This window comes from Paenarthrobacter ilicis, from assembly GCF_016907545.1.
Classification (GTDB): Bacteria; Actinomycetota; Actinomycetes; order Actinomycetales; family Micrococcaceae; genus Arthrobacter; species Arthrobacter ilicis.
Genome location: NZ_JAFBCD010000001.1, coordinates 3,082,410 through 3,103,027 on the forward strand (window position 1 = coordinate 3,082,410; position 20,618 = coordinate 3,103,027).

19 protein-coding genes are annotated in these 20,618 nt (G+C 62.8%); 8 read left to right on the forward strand and 11 right to left on the reverse strand.

Features of this window, described 5'->3' with window-relative positions:
* The first annotated feature begins 34 nt into the window (after positions 1 to 34).
* Complete coding sequence (locus JOE60_RS14055) at positions 35 to 1,558, forward strand: hypothetical protein (RefSeq protein WP_208381133.1); 1,524 nt, start codon at positions 35 to 37, stop codon at positions 1,556 to 1,558.
* 17 nt (positions 1,559 to 1,575) lie between these two features.
* On the opposite strand, the gene JOE60_RS14060 is transcribed toward JOE60_RS14055, so the two are convergent.
* From JOE60_RS14060 to paaA, 6 genes are read right to left on the reverse strand one after another with little or no spacing between them, the layout of a single operon-like run.
* On the reverse strand, positions 1,576 to 2,355 hold the full coding sequence (locus JOE60_RS14060) for an enoyl-CoA hydratase/isomerase family protein (protein ID WP_167263879.1): 780 nt from the start codon (positions 2,353 to 2,355) through the stop codon (positions 1,576 to 1,578).
* Between the two features lie 9 nt (positions 2,356 to 2,364).
* Complete coding sequence (gene paaE, locus JOE60_RS14065) at positions 2,365 to 3,570, reverse strand: 1,2-phenylacetyl-CoA epoxidase subunit PaaE (protein ID WP_167263881.1); 1,206 nt, start codon at positions 3,568 to 3,570, stop codon at positions 2,365 to 2,367.
* A gap of 8 nt (positions 3,571 to 3,578) precedes the next feature.
* Positions 3,579 to 4,160, reverse strand: a complete 582-nt coding sequence (paaD, locus tag JOE60_RS14070; RefSeq protein WP_167263883.1) for a 1,2-phenylacetyl-CoA epoxidase subunit PaaD — start codon at positions 4,158 to 4,160, stop codon at positions 3,579 to 3,581.
* Positions 4,161 to 4,171: 11 nt separating this feature from the next.
* Positions 4,172 to 5,101 carry a 1,2-phenylacetyl-CoA epoxidase subunit PaaC gene (gene paaC, locus JOE60_RS14075; RefSeq protein ID WP_167263885.1) on the reverse strand — a complete coding sequence of 310 codons (930 nt, stop codon included), beginning with the start codon at positions 5,099 to 5,101 and terminating at the stop codon, positions 4,172 to 4,174.
* Positions 5,098 to 5,475, reverse strand: coding sequence for a 1,2-phenylacetyl-CoA epoxidase subunit PaaB (gene paaB / locus JOE60_RS14080; protein WP_167263887.1), 378 nt, complete (start codon positions 5,473 to 5,475; stop codon positions 5,098 to 5,100). The genes paaC and paaB overlap by 4 nt, the downstream gene beginning before the upstream one ends.
* On the reverse strand, positions 5,475 to 6,470 hold the full coding sequence (paaA, locus tag JOE60_RS14085) for a 1,2-phenylacetyl-CoA epoxidase subunit PaaA (RefSeq protein WP_167263889.1): 996 nt from the start codon (positions 6,468 to 6,470) through the stop codon (positions 5,475 to 5,477). Before paaA ends, paaB begins: the two co-directional genes overlap by 1 nt.
* A 132-nt stretch (positions 6,471 to 6,602) precedes the next feature.
* Between paaA and JOE60_RS14090 the strand changes: the two genes are divergently transcribed.
* Positions 6,603 to 8,822 (forward strand): S9 family peptidase, encoded by a 2,220-nt coding sequence (locus JOE60_RS14090; protein WP_167263891.1) that lies wholly within the window; start codon positions 6,603 to 6,605, stop codon positions 8,820 to 8,822.
* A gap of 52 nt (positions 8,823 to 8,874) precedes the next feature.
* Here JOE60_RS14090 and JOE60_RS14095 read toward each other — a convergent pair whose 3' ends face one another.
* Positions 8,875 to 9,678: a class I SAM-dependent methyltransferase gene (locus JOE60_RS14095; RefSeq protein WP_167263893.1), complete on the reverse strand. Its 804-nt coding sequence runs from the start codon at positions 9,676 to 9,678 to the stop codon at positions 8,875 to 8,877.
* Positions 9,679 to 9,697: 19 nt separating this feature from the next.
* Complete coding sequence (locus tag JOE60_RS14100; RefSeq protein WP_167263895.1) at positions 9,698 to 10,111, reverse strand: DUF7793 family protein; 414 nt, start codon at positions 10,109 to 10,111, stop codon at positions 9,698 to 9,700.
* A 200-nt stretch (positions 10,112 to 10,311) separates the two neighbouring features.
* On the opposite strand from JOE60_RS14100, the gene JOE60_RS14105 reads away from it, so the two are divergent.
* Positions 10,312 to 11,952, forward strand: coding sequence for an ATP-binding protein (locus JOE60_RS14105; RefSeq protein WP_167263897.1), 1,641 nt, complete (start codon positions 10,312 to 10,314; stop codon positions 11,950 to 11,952).
* 156 nt (positions 11,953 to 12,108) lie between these two features.
* Here JOE60_RS14105 and JOE60_RS14110 read toward each other — a convergent pair whose 3' ends face one another.
* Positions 12,109 to 12,279 carry a hypothetical protein gene (locus JOE60_RS14110; RefSeq protein ID WP_167262716.1) on the reverse strand — a complete coding sequence of 57 codons (171 nt, stop codon included), beginning with the start codon at positions 12,277 to 12,279 and terminating at the stop codon, positions 12,109 to 12,111.
* Between the two features lie 107 nt (positions 12,280 to 12,386).
* Between JOE60_RS14110 and JOE60_RS14115 the strand changes: the two genes are divergently transcribed.
* Both JOE60_RS14115 and JOE60_RS14120 read left to right on the forward strand, forming a co-directional pair.
* Positions 12,387 to 13,439, forward strand: coding sequence for a tetratricopeptide repeat protein (locus JOE60_RS14115; protein ID WP_167263899.1), 1,053 nt, complete (start codon positions 12,387 to 12,389; stop codon positions 13,437 to 13,439).
* A 140-nt stretch (positions 13,440 to 13,579) separates the two neighbouring features.
* Positions 13,580 to 14,998 (forward strand): putative bifunctional diguanylate cyclase/phosphodiesterase, encoded by a 1,419-nt coding sequence (locus JOE60_RS14120; protein ID WP_239529094.1) that lies wholly within the window; start codon positions 13,580 to 13,582, stop codon positions 14,996 to 14,998.
* On the opposite strand, the gene JOE60_RS14125 is transcribed toward JOE60_RS14120, so the two are convergent.
* Positions 14,985 to 15,554, reverse strand: coding sequence for a GNAT family N-acetyltransferase (locus JOE60_RS14125; RefSeq protein WP_167263903.1), 570 nt, complete (start codon positions 15,552 to 15,554; stop codon positions 14,985 to 14,987). The two genes, JOE60_RS14120 and JOE60_RS14125, sit on opposite strands and share 14 nt — an antisense overlap.
* Positions 15,555 to 15,662: 108 nt before the next feature.
* Here JOE60_RS14125 and JOE60_RS14130 point away from each other — a divergent pair, with 108 nt between their 5' ends.
* From JOE60_RS14130 to JOE60_RS14140, 3 genes are read left to right on the forward strand one after another with little or no spacing between them, the layout of a single operon-like run.
* On the forward strand, positions 15,663 to 16,124 hold the full coding sequence (locus tag JOE60_RS14130; RefSeq protein ID WP_167263905.1) for a hotdog fold thioesterase: 462 nt from the start codon (positions 15,663 to 15,665) through the stop codon (positions 16,122 to 16,124).
* Between the two features lie 7 nt (positions 16,125 to 16,131).
* On the forward strand, positions 16,132 to 17,478 hold the full coding sequence (gene paaK / locus JOE60_RS14135; RefSeq protein ID WP_167263907.1) for a phenylacetate--CoA ligase PaaK: 1,347 nt from the start codon (positions 16,132 to 16,134) through the stop codon (positions 17,476 to 17,478).
* 24 nt (positions 17,479 to 17,502) lie between these two features.
* On the forward strand, positions 17,503 to 18,102 hold the full coding sequence (locus JOE60_RS14140) for a TetR/AcrR family transcriptional regulator (RefSeq protein WP_167263909.1): 600 nt from the start codon (positions 17,503 to 17,505) through the stop codon (positions 18,100 to 18,102).
* Between the two features lie 299 nt (positions 18,103 to 18,401).
* Here the strand turns inward: JOE60_RS14140 and paaZ are convergent, their stop codons facing one another.
* Positions 18,402 to 20,501 (reverse strand): phenylacetic acid degradation bifunctional protein PaaZ, encoded by a 2,100-nt coding sequence (gene paaZ, locus JOE60_RS14145; protein WP_167263911.1) that lies wholly within the window; start codon positions 20,499 to 20,501, stop codon positions 18,402 to 18,404.
* Positions 20,502 to 20,618 lie beyond the last annotated feature (117 nt).

A 20,618-nucleotide genomic window follows, 5' to 3' on the forward strand; every position in this document is an offset into this window, starting at 1 on the left:
CGGTTGATGGGCCTGTCACGTTCTTGGGGGAATCTTGAAACACCGCCGTTCAGCCCTGCGCGCTCTCGCGGTCCTGACTGTCGCAATACTCCTGTCAGCCTGCACGTCGACTGCCGTCCCCGGGACGCCAACAGCCACTCCCCCAGCGCCCTCGGCCGCTGCAGTTGAAAGAAACACAGAGGTTGCGACGGCGGTCTGGGAAGTACCGCTGGAACCCATCGGACAGCCGGTGGTGGCGGACGGCGTGGCGCTGGTTTACGCGAAATCGGCAACAGGTGTGGCTGCCCACGCTTTCACCGTGGCTACGGGTAAGGAGCTCTGGACCCAGCCAGTCCACCCCGGAATGGATTCCTTCGTCAGCCCCCTGGAACCCGCCGTCACTAAAACGGCCAGCGGCAGAAGCGCTGCGATTTTCCTGCAGGCAGCCACTCCGCCGGCCGACAACCGTGGGATGGCTTGGTGGACGGCTCCCGTGGCCGTGGATTTGAAGACAGGCAAGGAAATCCACCGCGGCAAGGCCCAGATGGTCACAACACGCCCCTTTGCCTGCGACGAAGTACTGGACATGTGCTTCATTGCTTATGACGAGTCGTGGAACTCTGTGGAGCACTGGGTTGATCTTGAATCCGGCGATGAGGAGTCCGGCGCCGACGTCAATCCCCTTGAGGGCAACTTTCGGCCTGTAGGAAAGGGACTGTACTCGGTGGTCAACGGCACCAAGGAGTCGCTGGCACGGGTGGACCACGGAGTGGTCCGCTGGGTGGTGGAGATCGAAAAATTGTTCGGCAAGGGCGCCATCGCGGATATGGGCAGCCACTTCACCTACTCAAGGAAACTGGATCTGTTTGTGGGCTCAGTCCGTATCAATCCCAAGGACTTTGAGCCCAGGACGTACACGGATCACGATTTCCAGTTGAACCTGCGCGAGACAACCAAGGCCGTGGGGTTCCGGGCATCCAGCGCGCGCGTCCTGTGGACAGCCGAGGGATCAGAACTGGAGTGCGCCAAAACAGTTGGAACCGCTAAAACCAAATTGGAGGGAGGGGAAGCCTTTCCGGTCCGCTGTGAGTACGTGGACGGCTTCATCCAGTTCCCCACGGGAACGTATCGCGGCGCCCACTCGAAAGTAGTGGGTTACGATCCCACCACTGGTGAGACGGCATGGGAAGGGGATCCCATTGAAGTACGGGCTTGGACCGCGTCCGGAATTATCCCCATGGCATCCCGGGGTGATCTGGTGATCTCGGGCTTCTATGCGGAATCAACTCTCTTGGATACCCGCACAGGAAAATTCCGCGGAGCGAGCTTCCTGGATGGCTTCGTATGTTGGAAAGACACCTCGTACACCGCTCCCCCGAATGGCCCCTTCCCGGACCTCCCCGAGGATGCCGTGTCGGCTGGATCGCGCATTGCTTTCCCTTGCCTCAAAAGTGGCTCACGAGCAACGGGTTACACCTACGCCGCATTGACTGACGTGGACACTGTGGACAACGGGATGGCCGTGATCTCATCCGAGAAAAGCATCGCAGGTTTCCAACTGCTGAAAGCCCTCACTTAAGCGGCTGCCCGCAGCCCCTACCCCTTGAAGACCGGAGTCCGCTTCTCCTGGAATGCAAGGAACCCCTCCGAATAGTCCTCCGTGCCGCACAAACGCGCCTGCTCGGAGTTTTCCTCAGCCATGGACGCCCACAGCCCCACCCGTTGATCGCGGATGTGCGCCACCAGTTCCTTGGACGCAGTGAAGGCCTGCGTGGCCCCGGAAGCAACGCGGGCAACAATTTCGCGGGTGGAATCAAGCAAGGTCTCAGCGGGCATGGCCCGGCTGAACATCCCCTGTGCCACGGCCTCGGTGCCGGACATGAGCTCCGCGGTGTAGATCAGATCCAGCGTGCGGTGCATGCCGAGCCGCTCCGTAAAGTACCAGTGCCCGCCGGAATCAAGGGTTGCACCCAGCTTGGCGAACGGTGAACCAAACTTGGCGTTCTCCGCAACGTAAACAACGTCCGTGGCCAGGAGCAAGCCCAGCCCCACGCCCAGGCACGCACCGTGGGCTGCTGCGAAAGTGGGTGCCGGGAAAGCCGCCATCTTCTTGAGCAGTGGTTCCACGAGGCCGCCGAGGTAACCCTGGACGTCATCGGTTTCGGGCGTCACTTCCGCGATGTCACGCCCGGCGCAGAAGGCACGTCCGTTGCCGCGAAGCAGCAGCGCCCGCACCTCGCCGCGCGAGGCGGCGGCAGCAGCGTCGTCGTACGCTTTGCCCAACTCAACCAGCGCGTCCTCGTTGAGGGAGTTCAGCTTGTGGGGGGCATCCAGGACAATCTCGGCAATGCCGTTTTCAATGGAGAGCTCGATCATGGGGACTCCTTAGACGTCGAAATCGACGGTGACTTCTTCGCTGGTGGGGTGGGACTGACAGGTCAGGACGTAGCCCTTGTCCAACTCGTCCTGCTCCAGGGCGTAGTTCTCATCCATGGTCACCGAACCGGTGACCACCTTGGCGCGGCAGGTACCGCACACGCCGCCGGCGCATGCGAACGGCACGTCGGGACGGACGCGGAGAGCTGCGTTGAGGATGGATTCGCGTGCATGGGTGGGGCTTGTGACGTCACCTGTGAGGCCATCGAGCGTGAACGTGATCTTGTAGGTATCCTGCGATTCGTCCGCCACCACGGGACGGCCTGCGTTGCCTTCGGGACGGTCCGGGCGGCCGGTGGTGAACAGCTCGAAGCGGACGTGATCCGGTTCCACCCCGCGCGCGGCCAAGGTGTCCCGGCACAACTGCACCAGCTCGAACGGACCGCACAGGAACCATTCGTCCACATCCTCGGCCCGGATGGCGCTGCTGAGCAGTGCCTGCAGCTTTTCAGAGTCGATGCGGCCTGTCATCAGCGGCGCGATCCGTTGCTCGCGGGACAGCACGTGGTGCAGCGCCAGGCGCGTGGGGTACTTGTCCTTCAGGTCCGCCAGTTCCTCCAGGAACATGACGTCCATGGCTGCCTTGTTGGCGTACACCAGGTCAAAAGTGGTTTCCGGGTTGGCTGCCAGCAGCGTGCGGGCAATCGCGATCACCGGGGTGATGCCCGAGCCCGCAGCGATCGCCACAAAGTTGCCCGGCTCCCCCGCCAGTTCCTCGGGGTGGTTCATGGAGTTCATGACGTTGTGCTGGACGGAAGCACCATCTTTGCCGTGCCGGGATATGAAGGCACCCATGGGGCTCATGACATCAAGGACGTCACCGGCCTTCAGCTCAGCATTGGCCCACGTGGAGAAGAGGCCACCCAGGTCCTTCTTGATGGCTACCCGGATCTCGCTGCTGCCGTCCTCGAAGCTGCGCGGCTCTGCGCAGATCGAGTAGCTGCGGCGGACTTCATGAGGCTCGCCCTGCTCATCAGGGAGCGTGGTGCGCAAGGCCACATACTGGCCGGGAAGGTAATCGTACTGGCCGGCCAACTCGGCTGGAACACCGAACGTGACCTCAATGGCATCGTCCGTGAGGCGCCGGACTTCCGCGACGGTCAGGTTGTGGAAAGACGCACGACGGCGGCTGGCCGTCTGGGTTTCGGTGGTCATGGAATTCCTTAGAGGACTTTGAAGTAGTCGAACGGTTCCTTGCAGTCCTGGCAGACGAACAACGCCTTGCAGGACGTGGAACCAAAACGGGTGAGTTCCTTGGTGTTCAGCGAGTTGCACTGCGGGCACTTGACGGCCAGGCTCAAACGGACCGGCCCCGAGTGCCCCCCTGCCGCAGCCATTCCCGTGGGCGGGGCAATGCCGTACTCCTCCAGCTTGGCCTTGCCCGAATCCGTCATCCAGTCCGTGGTCCAGGCAGGGGACAACACCAGGTTGACGTGCACGCTGGCATAGCCGGCATTGCGAAAGGCGGTCCGCAGGTCATCGCCAATGGCGTCCATGGCCGGGCAACCCGAGTAGGTGGGCGTGATGGTGACCTCGACGGCGGTACTTGCCTTGCCGCCGTCGTGCGTTCCGTCTGCCGGAGGTGCTTGGCTGACGTTCACGCCGCGCAGGATCCCCAGATCCGCGATGGTGAGCACGGGGATCTCCGGATCACAGACCGTGGACGCGAGGTCCCAGGCCTGCTGCTCCGCGGCGGTCAGCACCTGTGTTGATGCCTGTGTTGGTGCCTGTGTTGGCGACTCCATGGACACGGTTGTCACCAGCTTGCGCCGGGATGCTCACGGGCCAGTACCTGCATCTCAGCCAGGATGTATCCCAGGAATTCCGAGTGCTTCCCGCGGCGGCCGCCGCCCAGGGACTGCGGAACGTTGGGGATGTCCAGCTGTGCCTGCTCCATGATCTCGCCGGTGAGGCGATCAAAAGCTGCCCGGAGGCTGGAGGGCTGCACGGCAACCCTGGCCTCGGCCAAGCGCGTGGTGAGCTGGTCGTCTTCGAAGATCTCATCCACGTACGGCCACACCAGCTTGAAGCCTTGGATGATCCGCTTCCTGGATTCCTCCGTGCCACCAGCCAGTCGCAGCACCCACTGGGCGCTGTGGTCGCGGTGGTAATCCACTTCCTTGACAGCCTTGGCGGAGATGGCCGCAAGGGTGGGGTCGCTGGATTCCATGAGGGCGGTGTAGAGCTGGTACTGGTAGAAGCTCACAATGAACTGCCGTGCGATGGTGACGGCAAAGTCCCCATTGGGCTGTTCAAAGAGGTGCGCAGAGCGGAACTCGTGCTCGCGGCGGAAGTAGGCCAGGTCATCCTCGGACTTGCCCCAGGCAGCGCCGGCGTAGGTCAGGAAGGAGCGGGCATGGCCCAGCTGGTCCAGGGCGATGTTGCCGAGCGCAATGTCCTCTTCGAGCTCCGGAGCACGGGAAATCCAGTGCCCCAAACGCTGGGCGAGGATCAGGCCGTCGTCGCCAATGCGGAGTGCAAACTCTGCAATGTCCTCGCTTGGCTTCACTTCGCCGCGCTTGATCTCCAAGGCAATATCCTCGGGGCGCAGTGCATTGCCTGGAGTGATGCGCGTGGCGCTGGCCGAGCCATCGCCTGATGCGCCTGCGCCATGGACGCCTACGGAGATATCACCGTGGCCGTCAATGGCGAAGTCCGTGTTGTGGGCAGTTTCGTGGGAGGTCACAGGTGCTTCACGCCTTCGCTCTTGGTGTAATACGTGGCGTGGCGGTAATCCTTGCCCTGGGGGGATTCAAAGAAGGAACCCTTGGAGTCCGGATCGCTGGCCGAGATGGCCTCCGCCGGGACCACCCAAATGGAAACGCCCTCGTTGCGGCGGGTGTAGAGGTCACGGGCATTCCGCAAGGCCATGGCGGCATCCGGGGCGTGCAGGGAGCCTGCGTGCACGTGGGACAAACCACGGCTGGAACGCACAAACACTTCCCACAAGGACCAGGGGCTTTCCTGGTGCTCTTCCGTGGTGGCCGCAACCTTGGGGGCCTCCCGGTTGATCTCGCTGGCGGCGCTTGCCGGGGCGTCGGGGTTACCGTGGGGAGCCATTATGCTGCATTCACTTTCTCTGCTTGCTTGCGGGCGTACGCCACTGCGGCTTCTCGCACCCAGGCACCGTTTTCGTGCGCCTCGCGGCGGCGCTCAACGCGCTGCGAGTTGCAAGGGCCGCGGCCAGCCAGGACTTCCTTGAACTCGTTCCAGTCCAGGGGTCCGTGCTCCCACTTTTTGGTTTCTTCGTTGAAACGGATGTCCTCATCCGGAAGGGTCAGCCCCAGCACCCGGACCTGCTCCACCATCATGCCCACAAAGCGGCTGCGGAGCTCGTCATTGCTGAAGCGCTTGATGTTCCAGGCCATGGACTGCTTGGAGTTGGGTGAATCCTCGTCCGGCGGGCCGAACATCATCAGCGACGGCGCGTACCAGCGGTTCACTGCGTCCTGGGCCATCTGCTTCTGGGCGGGCGTCCCGTTGGCGAGCTCAAGCAGGATTTCGAAACCCTGGCGCTGATGGAAGGACTCTTCCTTGCAGATGCGCACCATTGCGCGTCCGTAGGGTCCGTACGAGGCACGGCACAGGGGCACCTGGTTGCAAATGGCCGCGCCATCAACAAGCCAGCCAATTGCTCCCATGTCCGCCCAGGAAATCGTGGGGTAGTTGAAAATGGAGGAGTACCGGGCCTTGCCGGCAATGAGGTCTTCCATCATCTGGTCCCTGCTCTGCCCCAGCGTCTCTGCTGCGGAGTACAGGTACAGACCGTGGCCGGCTTCATCCTGGACCTTGGCCATCAGGATGGACTTGCGCTTCAGGCTGGGAGCGCGGGTGATCCAGTTGGCTTCCGGCTGCATGCCGATGATTTCCGAGTGGGCGTGCTGCGAGATCTGACGCAGCAAAGTCTTGCGGTATGCCGCCGGCATCCAGTCGCGGGGCTCGATGCGTGAGTCCTCTGAAATGATGCGATCAAAATACGCCTGACCAGCCGCCTCCCGCTCCTGCTCCTCCGGGGACAGCTCAGCGGGCACTGACTGCAGATTCTGAGATGCCATGGTTGCTCCTAATAAATTACCGACCGTTCGTTCAGGATATGTGGAAGCGGCGATTTCAGTCAAGCTTTCCGGGCGGGCCGCTCTGAGCGAAATTGCTGGTTGCCTGTCACACCCCGTCTATAGAGTGGCCCCATGAGCCACATATCTTCAGCCCCTTCCTCCGCGCCTGAATCCGCAGTTGAGCCACCCGTTGCCAAGCAGGTGCCGACGCGCCGCGAGCACCATGGAGATGTCTTTGTAGACAACTATGAGTGGCTCCGGGACAAGGAATCCGCTGAAGTGGTGGACCACCTCAAGTCGGAGAATGCCTACCAGGAGGCTGTAACGGCCCATCAGGAACCTCTGCGGGAAGCCATGTTCCAGGAAATCAAGGGACGCACCCAGGAAACGGACCTCTCCGTCCCCAACCGCAAGGATGGCTGGTGGTACCACAGCCGCTCGGTGGAGGGCAAGGAGTACACCATCCAATGCCGCGTCCCGGCCCGGAACACCGGGGATCCTGTGGCGGACTGGACGCCGCCCGCCGTGGAAGCAGGCGTGGAACTTCCCGGGGAAGAGGTGCTGCTGGACGGAAACGTGGAAGCGGAAGGACAACCCTTCTTCAGCGTGGGCGGCGCCGCCGTCACTGTGGACGGTACCCTCTATGCCTACGCTGTGGACAACTCCGGCGATGAGCGCTTCACCCTCCGCATCAAGGACCTCCGCACCGGCCAGCTCCTGCCCGACGTAATCGAGGACATCTTCTACGGAGTGGCCTTCTCCCCGGACGGCACACGCATCTTCTACACAGTGGTGGACGACTCCTGGCGCCCCTACCAGGTCAAGGCGCACGTCCTTGGCACTCCCGTCAGCGAGGACCAGGTCATCTACCAGGAAGACGACGTCGCCATGTGGCTGGGCTTCGACCTGTCCTCGGACCGCCGCCACCTGGTGCTCAGCATCGGCTGCTCCGAGTTCAGCGAGACCAGGCTCTTAAGCTTTGACAGCTACGACGCCGGCCTGCGCACCGTCATCTCCCGCGACGAGCACCTTCTCTACGAGGCCGAGCCCTTCCTGCTGGACGGCCGTGAAACTTTGCTGCTCACCCACAACAAGGACGCCATCAACTCCATGGTGAGCCTGGTGGATCCGGAAGAACTTACCAAGCCGCTGTCCGGGCAGAACTGGCGCACCGTCGTCGAACACTCAGACAAAGTGCGCGTCAACGGCGCCGGCGTTACGTCGACGCACCTGGTGCTTTCCGTCCGCCAGGACACCATTGAGCGTGTGCAAGTCATCCCGCTGGCGGGCCTTGGCACCCCTGGGCAGGGCCAGCCCGTGGAACCGGCCTTCGAGGAAGAGCTCTTCACCGCCGGGGTGGCTGGTTCCGACTATGAGGCACCCGTGATCCGCATGGGCTATACCTCCTACTTCACGCCGTCCCGCGTGTACGACTTTGTGCTGCCCACCGATTCTGCACCCGGTGGAGAGCTGCTGCTCCGCAAGGAAAGCCCGGTGCTGGGCGGCTACACCCCTTCCGACTACGTGGCCACCCGCGAATGGGCGACAGCCGACGACGGCACCCGGGTTCCGCTGTCCGTGCTGCGTCACGCCTCGGTCCAGCAGGACAGCACCGCCGCTGGCTTGGTCTACGGCTATGGCTCCTACGAAATGAGCATGGACCCCGGATTCGGCGTAGCCCGGTTGTCGCTGCTGGACCGCGGGATCGTGATGGTCATTGCGCACATCCGTGGCGGCGGCGAGCTGGGACGCCGGTGGTACGAGGACGGCAAGAAACTCACCAAGAAGAACACCTTCACGGACTTCATTGCCGCCACTGACTGGCTGGCGGAGTCCGGCTGGGTTGCTCCCGGACGCATTGCCGCGATGGGTGGCTCAGCCGGAGGCCTGCTCATGGGCGCCATTACCAACATGGCCCCCGAAAAGTACGCCGCCGTGGTGGCACAGGTACCGTTCGTGGACGCGCTCACCACCATCCTGGATCCCGAGCTTCCCCTGTCGGCGCTGGAGTGGGAAGAGTGGGGCAACCCCATCACGGACCCGGAGGCCTATGCCTATATGAAGTCCTACACGCCCTACGAAAACGTGGCAGCTGTTGACTACCCCAAGATCGCAGCAGTGACGTCCTTCAACGACACGCGCGTGCTGTACGTTGAGCCGGCCAAATGGGTGCAAGCCCTGCGCGCGGTATCCACGGGATCCCAGCCGATCGTCATGAAGATCGAGATGGACGGCGGACACGGCGGGGCTTCCGGACGTTACGTCCAATGGCGGGAACGGGCTTGGGACTATGCGTTCATTGCCGACTCACTGGGTGCCACGGAACTGCTTCCCGGCGCTGGCCTGAAGTAATTCCGGGCTGCCGGTTTCCGGGGCCCTGCGTTCTTGGGCCCCGGAGGCCGGTTCAGCGGGCGCGGAGTACCGCGAAGTACCCGGGAATCACGTCCGGGGTTTCGGGATTGCTCAGCGGGCGGGTTTCAATGCCCGCTGAGCCGTCCTCCACAAGGTTCCAGTCCGACGTCGTAAACGCGGCCGACCGCTGCTTGGCGCCGAAGCGGCCAGGCATGGGCAAGCCCCTGATGGCCCACTCCAAGGGAGCCGGTATGGATTTCCGGGTGGCTCCAAGGTGGCTGACGTAGTCAACAGGGGTGCCAGGGAAATTGGTTTCGGCCAGGAAGACTGCGCCGCGTTCACCAACCACCGGCAGCATATTGGCCGCCAATGCCGCACGACCCTTGGCATCCAGGACATGCAGCACACCCCGGATGAACACATTCGCGTCACCGTGCCAGCCGGCGACGGCCAAGGCAGAAGCGATAGTAGCCGCAGCATCCGGTGCCGTTCCATCGCAGACGGCGAAGGACGCCGTCGGAATTCCCTCCGCTTCCCGGCGGGCCCGTTCAACGGCATTGGCGGAATAGTCCAGCCCCACGGCCAAGGGGAAGTGCCGGGCAAGCAGCCGGGTGAAACTGCCGTTGCCGCAACCTACATCAACAATGGGAAGGGCAGGGTCCAACAGTTTGAGCTTGGAGATGTAACTGTTCAACTCATGGTCGCTGCCGGAGTCCCACAGGACATCCCCCGTAGCCCCGGTGGAGCGGATGTCACCCCAGTACCGGTCCCACGCCGTCAGCGGATCCTTGGGGGCAGCAGAGGAGAGCTTGATGAGTCGCGGAATCAGCAAATACTTTCCCAGGCTGGATAACATCCTCTAAATATAAGGCGATTCAGCGTTCCACCAGCCAATCCAAAGCTTCGGTTTCAGACGTGAAGAACTTGGTGGGGCACGGCGGCTTCATGATTCCAAGGAAGAAATTGGCGATCACCCGGTCCACCGGGGACGATCCCCACAACGCAATCCGGTTGGCTTGGCATGGCTTGGCGAAGACGGAACGGGCGCCGCGGGTCACATCATCCGTGGTGGCCATATCCACAATCATGGGATGGCGGTCCTCGCCGCACAGCACGTTGACCCTGTCCATGGCGCGCTGGGCATCGGATTCCGTAATCCGCGCGCCCCTGGGCCAGGTCAGCCGGAGAAAGCCCCGCTCCTCCAACACCAGATCAAAGCCGGTCTCCTGACCGTCCTGTGGTTGGTTGTCCTGTGATTGGTTGTCCTGTGATGTCGCGTGCTGATCCACAGCCCTCCCCCATATCTTCTGAAGCCGCCTGATTGGCCCGTTTTCCCCAAGATTGTCCAATTCCGGACGCAATGTAAAGGGACAGCCCACGACTCATCCGGACCATTTGGCATTGGCACGCTGTGAGTCTGGGTGCCGCTGATAGGGTGTTGCCACATCAGGAATTTCCATGGGTGAAACGTTGGAACGGAAGGGGCTCCGTGGGCGAGACCGTTGCCGATGCAATGCAGGGCCTTGCGGCCGTGGTGGCGGACCCGGATGCAGAGCGTTTGGACACGGTCCGGACTGCTCTCACCACTGCCGGCTTTGACGTTCTTGCGGTCAGCGATGCCGCCGCGTTGGCCAGCTCACTCCCCGCCCATCAGCCCGTCGTGATTGTGGCCGAAAGCAGCGTGGCGCACGGCTTGGTAAGCCCCGGTGTCCCCGTTCTGCTCATTCTGGACGGTGACCGTTCCGTTGATTTTGCCGACATGGAATCGTGGCGGGTTGCGGACTACGTCATGGCCCCGGTGCGCGGCCATGAGGTTGTGCACCGCGTCCAGACCCTGATTGGCCGCTCCACCGAACGGGCGCGGGCGCGCGGCGAGATCGAGGCCCTCCGCGAGAGCCTGCGGAACGTCTCCTCGGCCATAAGGGAAACCAACGATCCCCAACGCATCGCCGATCACGTGGTGCGGGGCTTCGGCGAGGCCATGAATCTTGACCACGTCTGGTTCGCCACCTTCAAGGACGAAAGGGTTCCCAGCATCCGCGCCCAGTGGAGCCGTGAGGGCGTACCGCCGCTTCCGGACAAGATGGGCGAAGGCGAAGCCGCGATCACCGCCACCACCAACAGGCTGTGGGCTGAAGCCGACGTGCTGGCAGTTTCCGATCACCGCAAGGACCCGGACTCCGAGATTGCCACAGCACTACGAGGATGGTCCTGTGGCCTCCGGCCCGTTTCCACGGTGCTGCTTCCCGTAGGCGAGGGAAACAGCGCCATGGGCATCATCATGTTGTCCACTGTGGAAGAAGAGCACCACTGGACCCGCGCCGAGGTTGCCTTGATGCAACACGTGGCCGGCAACGTGGCACACGGCCTCATCCAAGGACACCTCATCAGCGCCCAGCAACGGGTCCTGCACCAGCTCCGGCAACTGGATAAGGCCAAGACCGACTTCCTGGCCACGGTCAACCACGAGCTACGGACGCCCCTGACCTCCATCACCGCCTACCTGGACATGATCCAGGACGGTTCAGCAGGCCCGGTCCCGGACAGCATCAACAAGATGCTGGTGGTCATAGCCCGGAACTCCGATCGGCTCCGGCGCTTGATCGAGGACATGCTCACCGTGTCCATGCAGGACGCCAGCAACCTGGACCTCAAACCCGTGGATATTGCCGCACTGCTCCAAGTGGTGGTGGCGACACTCCAGCCACTGGCGGAATCACGGCACGTGTCCGTCTCCTTCACCGAGGGCGGCGAAGACATCGAGGTGACGGCTGACGAGGCCAAGCTGGAGCAGGTTTTCACCAACATCGTGGCCAACGCCATCAAGTTCACCCCGGAGGGCGGACGCGTGGGGATCACCAGTTCCGTTTCCGCCTCGGAGGACGGCAGGCCCGCAGCCACCGTGAAGATCGCGGACACCGGCCTGGGCATTCCGGAGCACGATCTTCCCCACATCTTCACCCGGTTCTACAGGGCCTCCAATGCCACCTCGGCCGCGGTTCCCGGCAGTGGCCTTGGACTGGCGATCGCCCACGACATCATCAGCCGGCACATGGGCAGGCTCCACTTGGACTCCACACTGGGGGCCGGAACCACGGTGTCCGTGGAGCTGCCGGTGGGCGGTCCCTGACCTCCCCGGAATATGACATACGTGTCACGGCCGGGAGCCACCCTTGAGCCTGACGGTCACAAATGCTCGACATGTTCAGAAACAAAAGAGATGCCCCGGGCTACGGCCCGGGGCATCAATTTACGTCATATGGCCTTGAGAGGCGCTCCCCCAATTTTAGTTTGGCCACCATCCGATGCTGGTGGTGTTCGTCTTCGTCGTGGTGATGCTGTTTGGCCACCATCCGATAGCCGTGCTGTCCTGCTTGGAGTCAGCGTTTGCAGGAGCAGCGAATCCCGTCACTGCCAGAACCGCCGCCATGAGCAGGGTTGCCGCAAATTTTTTCATCCGCCATGCCCTTTCATACTGATGCGAATTTGTTGAGTGTGACTTGAATAAAGTCACGAGGCAAACTATACGAGCTTTTCTTCTGCAATGACATGGATAATGAGGTTATGCAAAGCCCCCACCTTGCCTCCCACCTGGTAGCCGGGCTGAACGCCCGCTCAAAATGGAAGGACCGCGACTTCGAGGAAGCCTTCCGGTTGGCGGACGATGCTGCCCGGCAGGCCGCCGAAGCCGGTGATGACGAGGCTTGGTGGGACATGCGCTACCTGCAAGCGGAATGCCTCCGGGACCAGGGCCTGATTGAGGAGTACCTGGATCTTGCCATCGACTTGAAGGAGCACCCCCTCACGGCGGCATCGCCCGAACTGGGGGCAAAGGCCGGCACCATGCTTGCGGTGGCTTACCAAGGATTGGGCCGGCTTCAGGAAGCTGCCGAGACGGCGGACGAGGCCGCAAACCTCGCAGCGTGGAACCCTGACCTGCTGTATGTCCGGATTCTTGCCCAGCGGGCCCTGATTGCCGCATTGGCTGAAAGCCGTCTGCTGGACGAAGCCTGGCAGGAGTGCCTGGTCCTGGAAACCCTCCTGACCGACGACGTGGATGAGGATACGGCGGGCAAAGGCTACTGGGTGATTGGCAACGTGGCTTTCCTTGCCGACCGCGTGGTCGACGGCGGGCGCTACCACGATCTGGCGTCCGAAAGACTGTCCCCTTCCAAGGACGTGGATCTATGGGCGCGGTTCAACAGGGCGTCGGCAGAAATGCGGCTGCAGGCCAAGGTCAGTGATGCTGCCACGCTCCGCTGCATTGAAAGGGCGGAGCTTGCCACCGACATTGTGGGCGGCTCGGAACGCGACCATCTGGAGATGTCCTTGGTCCGCGCCCATTGGTATTTCCTCAGCGGTGATTTGCACCAAGCCACAGCCATTCTGGGACCACTCTGCGAAAGGTCCTCAATTTTGGCAACTCAAACCGCTGCCGAGGCACACTTTCTGCTGGCTCGGAGTTTGACCGAATCCGGCCGGTTTGAGGACGCATTGGAAAACTTCGATCAAGCTGCTGCCCTGTTCGAACAAGCAAACCTGCCCGAACGCAGCGCGGCAGTTCGCGAACACCTGCGGCTTGAAAATGAGCGCCGGGGCCAGCCACACGGGGGGTGAAAATGTCCGAGGAAGAACACTCAGTGAATAAAGATCCCCGCTTGGGGCTCCTCCTGGATGGCATTGTGCGCCTGGCAGCTGGTGACCTCGACACCAGGATCGAGGTATCCGACGCGCGCGACGAAATTGACGCCGTGATCATGGGCACCAACCTCCTGGCCGAAGACCTGGAGATCATTTACGGAGAACTCGAACAGCGGGTGGAAGCACGGACCCGGCAGCTCCACGAGGCACACCAGGCCATGAAGCACATGGCCATGACCGATCCTTTGACTGGTTTGAACAACCGCTCTGCCTTTGCCACCGCCCTGGGCGAAGCGCAGGCCACCGCAGCCAAGGGTCAGCGATCGGCCATCCTGCTGCTGGACATGGACGGTTTCAAGGCCATCAACGACTCCCTGGGCCACACCATCGGCGACAAAGTGCTGGAAACCGTGGCTGCAAGGATCAGCGGAGCCGTGCGCAAACAGGACTTGGTGGCCCGCATGGGCGGCGACGAATTCGCGGTGCTCATCCCGGAGGCCACCCCCGCCGAGGCTGCCGCCATAGGCAACCGAATCCTCACTGCCGTTGTGGAACAAATAACCATTGAAGGCCAGAACCTGCGGTGCGGCGCCAGCATGGGACTCCGGATGACAGATGCCGGCCACACGGCAGAGCAGCTGATGATTGAAGCCGACGTGGCCATGTACGAATCCAAGGCGGACGGCCGCGGGAAGCTCAAGATTTTTGAACCCGCGATGCTGCACGCCCGCCAGATGCGTAACCAGTTGGTGGAGGAGCTCAAAGAGGCCATCAGCGGCTCACAACTGGTGCTTTTTTACCAGCCGATCATCCGGCTGGACACCCGGGGAATCGAAGGCGTGGAGGCCTTGGTCCGGTGGAACCACCCCACCCGCGGCCTCGTCATGCCGGATCAGTTCATTCCCCTCGCCGAAGAAACAGGAATCATCTCCGAGCTTGGCGGCTGGGTGCTCCGCACCGCCGTCGAGCAGTTGAAGCAATGGCGCAGCGACCCGCTGACGGCGAGCCACGACTTCAGCATGCGCATCAACGTCTCAGCCGCTGACCTGCAACGCCTTGAATTTGTTGAAGATGTGCGTGAGGCGTTGACAGCCTCCGGCCTGGATCCGTCGTTGCTGGTCCTCGAGCTGACGGAATCCGCCGTCATCCAGGGAAACGATCTGGACCGCTACACGCTCAACAGCCTGCGCAGGCTGGGCGTCGGCTTGGAAATTGACGATTTCGGCACCGGGTATTCGTCCATCAGCTACCTGCGCCGCTTGCCCGTGGACACCGTCAAAGTTGACCGCACACTGCTGGCCGCGCTGGGCAGCGACCCGTCACAGCCCGCCCTGCTGGCCGCTGTGCTGCAGCTGATCCGCGCGTGCGGATTGAACGCCGTGTGGGAGGGCATCGAAACCGCCCAGCAAGCCGAGTACCTGCTGGGCATCGGCTGCACCAGCGGGCAGGGCTACTACTTCAGCAGGCCACTGCCGGAGGCGGAACTGACGGAGCAGTTGAAGCATCACAAAGCATGGCCCGTCATCCGGGACTGATGCCCCGGATCGCATGCCATTCGTGATCCAGGATGGCGAAGATTTTCTCGCTGGCCCATTGGCCCTTGTAATGCCAGTTGTCCACCAGGGTGGCTTCCAGACGCATGCCCAGGCGCTGACAAATACCCGCAGAGCCCGTGTTCAGTGCGTCCAGCTTGGCATCAATCCGGTGGAATGCGAGCTGTCCAAACGCCAGGTCCAGGACAGCACCGGCGGCCTCGGTGGCGATCCCCTGGCCGCGTGCATCCGGGTGCAGGATCCAACCGACTTCTCCTTGGCCGGTACCCTCAAGCCACTTCAACACCACCTCACCCATCAGCCCGGGCCGGTCCTTGCTCTCAATGGCCAGGCACAGCCAGTCGCCCTCCTGCTTGAATTCGAAGTTGGCGTAGCGGCCCAGGGCCTCCATGGCTTTGGTCATGGTCAGCTCCTTGCGGAGCAGGAACCTGGCAGTTTCCGGCAGCGATTGGTAGCTGTGGAACCGCTCAAGATCCTCGGCTTCAAAACGCCGCAGGATCAGGCGGTCGGTGGTGATGGGGAGCTCAATATCGGGCATGCTCCTGAGGCTACTAGGTCCTGGTGAATAGTGGTCCGGTCTTGACACTGGGCGCGATCTGGGATTACCTAATGAACATTCGGTAAATAAAGCTGGAGGCAATGACGCATGGTTGAAACAACCCTCTCCGGTGCTTCGCACCAGATCCTGACGAACGACTACGCGTCCGAATGGATGGGCATCGAAGTCCTCACCGTCGACGACGGGCACGCCACCATCCGCATGTCCCTCCGCCAGGAAATGCTCAACGGATTCGGCATGGCACACGGCGGAATGATCTTCGCCTTCGGCGACACCGCCTTCGCGCTGGCCTGCAACCCAGCCAGCCCCACGCCACAGGAAGCCGCCAACATCACGGTAGCGTCCGGCGTCGACATCAACTTCATCAAGCCGGCCTACCAAGGCCAGGTGATCACCGCCGTCGCAAACCGCCGCGCAAGTACAGGCCGCAGCGGCCTGTACGACATCCAAATTTTCGCGGCATCCCCTGACGAAGCCCCCTCCTCCGAGGCGCCCGGCGAACTCATTGCCGAGTTCCGTGGCCGCAGCCGCACCATCACCAAGAAGTAGGAAAACCATGACGCAGAACACCGTGGCAGCACCCGCCACCTCCGCCCAGGCCGGCGCCTCCGAACTGGACCGTGAGGAAACCATCTCCCGCGACGAACTCGAAGCCCTCCAACTCACCCGCCTCCAGCACACCGTGGCCTACGCCTACGATCGCGTGCCACTGTACAAGCGGAAGTTCGACGAAGCCGGCGTCCACCCCACGGATCTGCGTGAACTGAGCGACCTCGGCAAGTTCCCGTACACCACCAAAGAAGACCTCCGGCTGGAGTACCCGTTCGGCATGTTCGCGGTTCCCCAGGACCAGGTGGCACGCATCCACGCGAGCTCCGGCACCACCGGCCGCCCCACCGTGGTGGGCTACACCAAAAACGACCTCGCCAACTGGGCCACCCTGGTGGCCCGCTCCTTCCGCGCCTCCGGCGTACGGCCCGGCATGAAGGTCCACAACGCCTACGGTTACGGCCTGTTTACCGGCGGACTCGGCGCACACGCCGGCGCCGAAGCACTGGGCTGCACCGTCATCCCCATCTCCGGCGGCCAGACCGAACGCCAGATCCAGCTCATCCAGGACTTCAAGCCGGACGCCATCCTGGCCACGCCCACGTACCTGCTGACCATCGCCGACGCCATGGCCCAGATGGGGATCGACCCCACGTCCACGTCCCTCAAATACGCGGTGCTGGGCGCCGAGCCGTGGACCGAAGAAATGCGCCACGAACTCGAAGTCACCATGAACATCAAGGCCTCGGACATCTACGGGCTCTCCGAAGTCATGGGCCCGGGCGTCGCCGGCGAAGCAGTGGAAACGCAGGACGGCTGCCACATCTGGGAGGACCACTTCCGCCCGGAGATCATCGACCCGTTCGACCACACGCGCGTCCTGGGGGATGGCGAACCGGGCGAGCTGGTGTTCACCTCCCTCACCAAGGAAGCGCTGCCGATCATCCGGTACCGCACCAAGGACCTCACCCGTCTTCTCCCCGGCACGGCCCGCCCCGCCCACCGCCGCATGGGCCGCATCACCGGCCGCAGCGATGACATGATCATCCTCCGCGGCGTGAACCTCTTCCCGTCACAAATCGAGGAAATCGCCCTGCGCATCCCGGAGCTGAGTCCGCACTTCCAGTTGGAAATCACACGGCCCGAAGGCAAGCGCATGGACTCGCTGACAGTCCGGATCGAGCGCCGCGAAACAGTCACCACCGAGGCAAGCACGACGGCGGCCCACACCTTGCGGGAGCAGATCAAGATTCACGTTGGGTCATCCTGCGTAGTTGACGTTGTGGAGCCGGGTTCACTGGAGAGGTCCAACGGCAAGCTCCGCCGCATCTACGATCTCCGTCCCAAGGCCTGAGTTACTTCATGAGAAAATGCCAGCATGCCTACTGAGACCACCACCAAGCGCGGACGGCCCGGTTACGACCAGCAGTCCGTGCTCCGCATCGCCGTCGACGTCTTCAACCGCCACGGATACGACGCAACGTCCATGGGCATCCTGGCCGAGAACCTTGGGATCTCCAAGTCAGCCATCTACCACCACGTGCCGTCCAAGGGCGATCTCCTGAAGCTCGCCCTGGACCACGCACTGGGCGGGCTGGAGGCGATCCTCGAGGAGCCGTCTGCTACCTCCGGGCCTGCCGATGCGCGTCTGGAGTTTGTGCTGCGGCAGACCATTGCCGTGCTGGTGGACCGGCTGCCGTTCGTCACCCTGCTGCTGCGCCTGCGGGGCAACACCGAGATTGAACGCGATGCCCTGGAACGGCGGCGCGCCTTCGACCACAAGGTGGCTGCCCTGATCTCCGCTGCTCGGGAGGATGGGTCCCTCCGGCAGGACATCGATCCCCGCACCGTCACAAGGCTGCTGTTCGGCACCATCAACTCGATTGTGGAGTGGTACAAGCCCGGCGGCTCGCTGTCCCCGGAGAAGCTCGCGGACGACGTGATCACCATGGCGTTCGACGGCCTCCACACCACCTGATCCCTCTCTCACATCCCCTCCCGTTTCCCCGGTTCCTCACTCACATCCCCACCCGCTTCCCCGGTTCCTCACTCACATCCCCACCGCACTGCACGGACACAGCGCATTGACCGACCATCCCGGGTTGAACCCTTTACGCATCCGCTAGCAACTCAAAAGCCGACCTGAAACGACGAAACGCTTCTCCGGCAACGGGAGAAGCGTTTCGTCTATTCGGCAACTACGTGCGGGAGGAACCTCGGAAACCCGACATTATGTGAGAGAGGGACGCCCCGGGAGCGGTGTGATGTGAGAGAGGGCTACTTTTCGACGAGGGTGAGGACGTCGTAGGTGGCCACGATTTCGTCATTCTGGTTGGTCAGCACGGCATCCCAGGCAACCTCGCCGTACTCATCGGTTTCACGCGGCGTGATCTTCTTGGCGGTCAGGGTGACCCGGATGGAATCGCCGGCGGCTACAGGGGTGATGAAACGCAGGTTCTCCAGTCCGTAGTTGGCCAGGACGGGGCCCGGAGCGGGCTCAACGAACAATCCCGCAGCCCAGCTGAGCAGCAAATAGCCGTGGGCAACGATGCCCGGGAAGAACGGGTTGGCTTCCGCCGCTTCCTGGTTGGTGTGCGCATAGAAGGTATCGCCCGTGGAGTTTGCGAAGGCCGTGATGTCCTCCAGCTTCACTTCCCGGAGCTCGGAACGCACGGCATCACCGATCCGCAACGTGGACAAGTGCTTCCGGAAGGGGTGCTCGCCTTCAGTTTCCACAGTGAAGTTTCGGTCCGCTCCCGTGTGCCAAACACCAGTGACGGCGGTAAGCATGTTGGGCGAACCCTGGATCGCGGTGCGCTGCATGTGGTGCAGGACAGAGCGGATGCCACCCAGTTCCTCGCCACCGCCGGCGCGACCCGGCCCACCGTGGACCAGGTGCGGCACGGGCGAACCGTGGCCGGTGGACGAGCGGGCGTCCTCGCGGTTCAGCATGTGGACGCGACCGTGGTGGGCCGCGATTCCCAACACCAGTTCCTGCGCCACGGCGGGATCGTTGGTGCAGACCGAGGCAACCAGCGAGCCCGAACCCTTGGCCGCCAAGCGGATTGCATCGGCAATATCCGAGTATCCGATCACCGAGGAAACGGGACCGAAGGCCTCCAGCGAGTGCACTTCCTCAGCTTCCGCATCGGTCCAGCTCAGGAGGACCGGAGACATGAACGCGCCATCTTCCACAACGCCCACGGCTCCCCCGACCGAGGTGACCGACGGCGAATCGAGAGATCCGTACGCAAGTTCCCCACCGGCGTCGAGCATTGACTGAACAGCAGCCCGAACGTCGGCGAGCTGATCGAGCGAGGCCAAAGCGCCCATGGTGACGCCTTCAGCGCGGGGGTCGCCGACCACAACGCGCTCGTTAATGCGGGCTCCGACGGCGGCCGCGACGTCGGCGGTCAGCGCCTGGGGCACGATCACACGGCGAATCGCGGTGCACTTCTGGCCGGCCTTGACCGTCATCTCGGTGACGACCGATTTGATGAAAGCGTCGAATTCCGGCGTTCCAGGCACGGCATCGGGGCCAAGGATGGCGGCGTTGAGCGAGTCGGTCTCGGAGGTGAAACGGACTCCGCCCTGAACCACGTTGGGGTGGGACTTGAGGGACTTGGCCGTCGACGCCGAGCCGGTGAAGGACACGAGGTCGCGGTAGTCCAGCTCGTCCAGGAGCGTGCGGGCCGAACCTGAAATCAGCTGGAGGGCGCCGGCGGGAAGGATGCCGGATTCGATGATGGCCCGCACCGCAGCCTCAGCCACGTATCCGGTGGGCGTCGCGGGCTTCACAATGGTGGGAACGCCGGCCAGGAACGATGGCGCGAACTTCTCCAGCATGCCCCAGACGGGGAAATTGAAGGCGTTGATCTGCACAGCCACGCCCGGGATGCGGGTGTAGATGTGCTCGGCCACGAACGAGCCGTCCTTGGAAAGGGTCTCCATGGGACCATCCACGATCACCTGCGAGTTGGGCAGTTCGCGCCGGCCCTTGGAGCCGAACGTGAAGAGAACGCCGATGCCGCCGTCAATATCGATCATGTTGTCGATCTTGGTGGCGCCGGACTGCAGCGACGATGCATACAGTTCCTGGCGGCGGCCGTTGAGGTACATGGCAAGCTCTTTGAGCTTGAGGGCGCGCTGGTGGAAAGTCAGCTTCCCGAGTTCAGTTTGGCCGGTGGTGCGGCCGTAATGTACGACGGCGGACAGGTCCAGCCCGTCTGTGCTGACGTTCGCCAGGAGTTCTCCAGTGCTGGCATCACGGACCGGGACGGTCTTGGCATCCTGGCCGGGGGTCCACCAGGAATCCTGGACATAGCTGGGCACGGTGTCAACGGCTGTGGTTTCCGGGGCGACTGCAGTAGTGGTCATCGTCGACGGGTCCTTCCAAGGCACATGAAAGCGGCACGGTCACTGCTGGCTGGTGCCAACATTACTGACCGGCCGTTCGGTAATATATACAGCCTACATGAATGCCGGAAAGAGTGC

Coding starts and splice junctions, on each gene's coding strand:
- JOE60_RS14060 (WP_167263879.1), bottom strand. CDS start 2,355: ATGATCGAGCTCTCCATTGAAAACGGCATTGCCGAGATTGTCCTGGAT.
- paaE (WP_167263881.1), bottom strand. CDS start 3,570: ATGACCACCGAAACCCAGACGGCCAGCCGCCGTCGTGCGTCTTTCCAC.
- paaD (WP_167263883.1), bottom strand. CDS start 4,160: ATGGAGTCGCCAACACAGGCACCAACACAGGCATCAACACAGGTGCTG.
- paaB (WP_167263887.1), bottom strand. CDS start 5,475: ATGGCTCCCCACGGTAACCCCGACGCCCCGGCAAGCGCCGCCAGCGAG.
- paaA (WP_167263889.1), bottom strand. CDS start 6,470: ATGGCATCTCAGAATCTGCAGTCAGTGCCCGCTGAGCTGTCCCCGGAG.
- JOE60_RS14090 (WP_167263891.1), top strand. CDS start 6,603: ATGAGCCACATATCTTCAGCCCCTTCCTCCGCGCCTGAATCCGCAGTT.
- JOE60_RS14095 (WP_167263893.1), bottom strand. CDS start 9,678: ATGTTATCCAGCCTGGGAAAGTATTTGCTGATTCCGCGACTCATCAAG.
- JOE60_RS14110 (WP_167262716.1), bottom strand. CDS start 12,279: ATGAAAAAATTTGCGGCAACCCTGCTCATGGCGGCGGTTCTGGCAGTG.
- JOE60_RS14115 (WP_167263899.1), top strand. CDS start 12,387: ATGCAAAGCCCCCACCTTGCCTCCCACCTGGTAGCCGGGCTGAACGCC.
- JOE60_RS14120 (WP_239529094.1), top strand. CDS start 13,580: ATGGGCACCAACCTCCTGGCCGAAGACCTGGAGATCATTTACGGAGAA.
- JOE60_RS14125 (WP_167263903.1), bottom strand. CDS start 15,554: ATGCCCGATATTGAGCTCCCCATCACCACCGACCGCCTGATCCTGCGG.
- JOE60_RS14130 (WP_167263905.1), top strand. CDS start 15,663: ATGGTTGAAACAACCCTCTCCGGTGCTTCGCACCAGATCCTGACGAAC.
- paaK (WP_167263907.1), top strand. CDS start 16,132: ATGACGCAGAACACCGTGGCAGCACCCGCCACCTCCGCCCAGGCCGGC.
- JOE60_RS14140 (WP_167263909.1), top strand. CDS start 17,503: ATGCCTACTGAGACCACCACCAAGCGCGGACGGCCCGGTTACGACCAG.
- paaZ (WP_167263911.1), bottom strand. CDS start 20,501: ATGACCACTACTGCAGTCGCCCCGGAAACCACAGCCGTTGACACCGTG.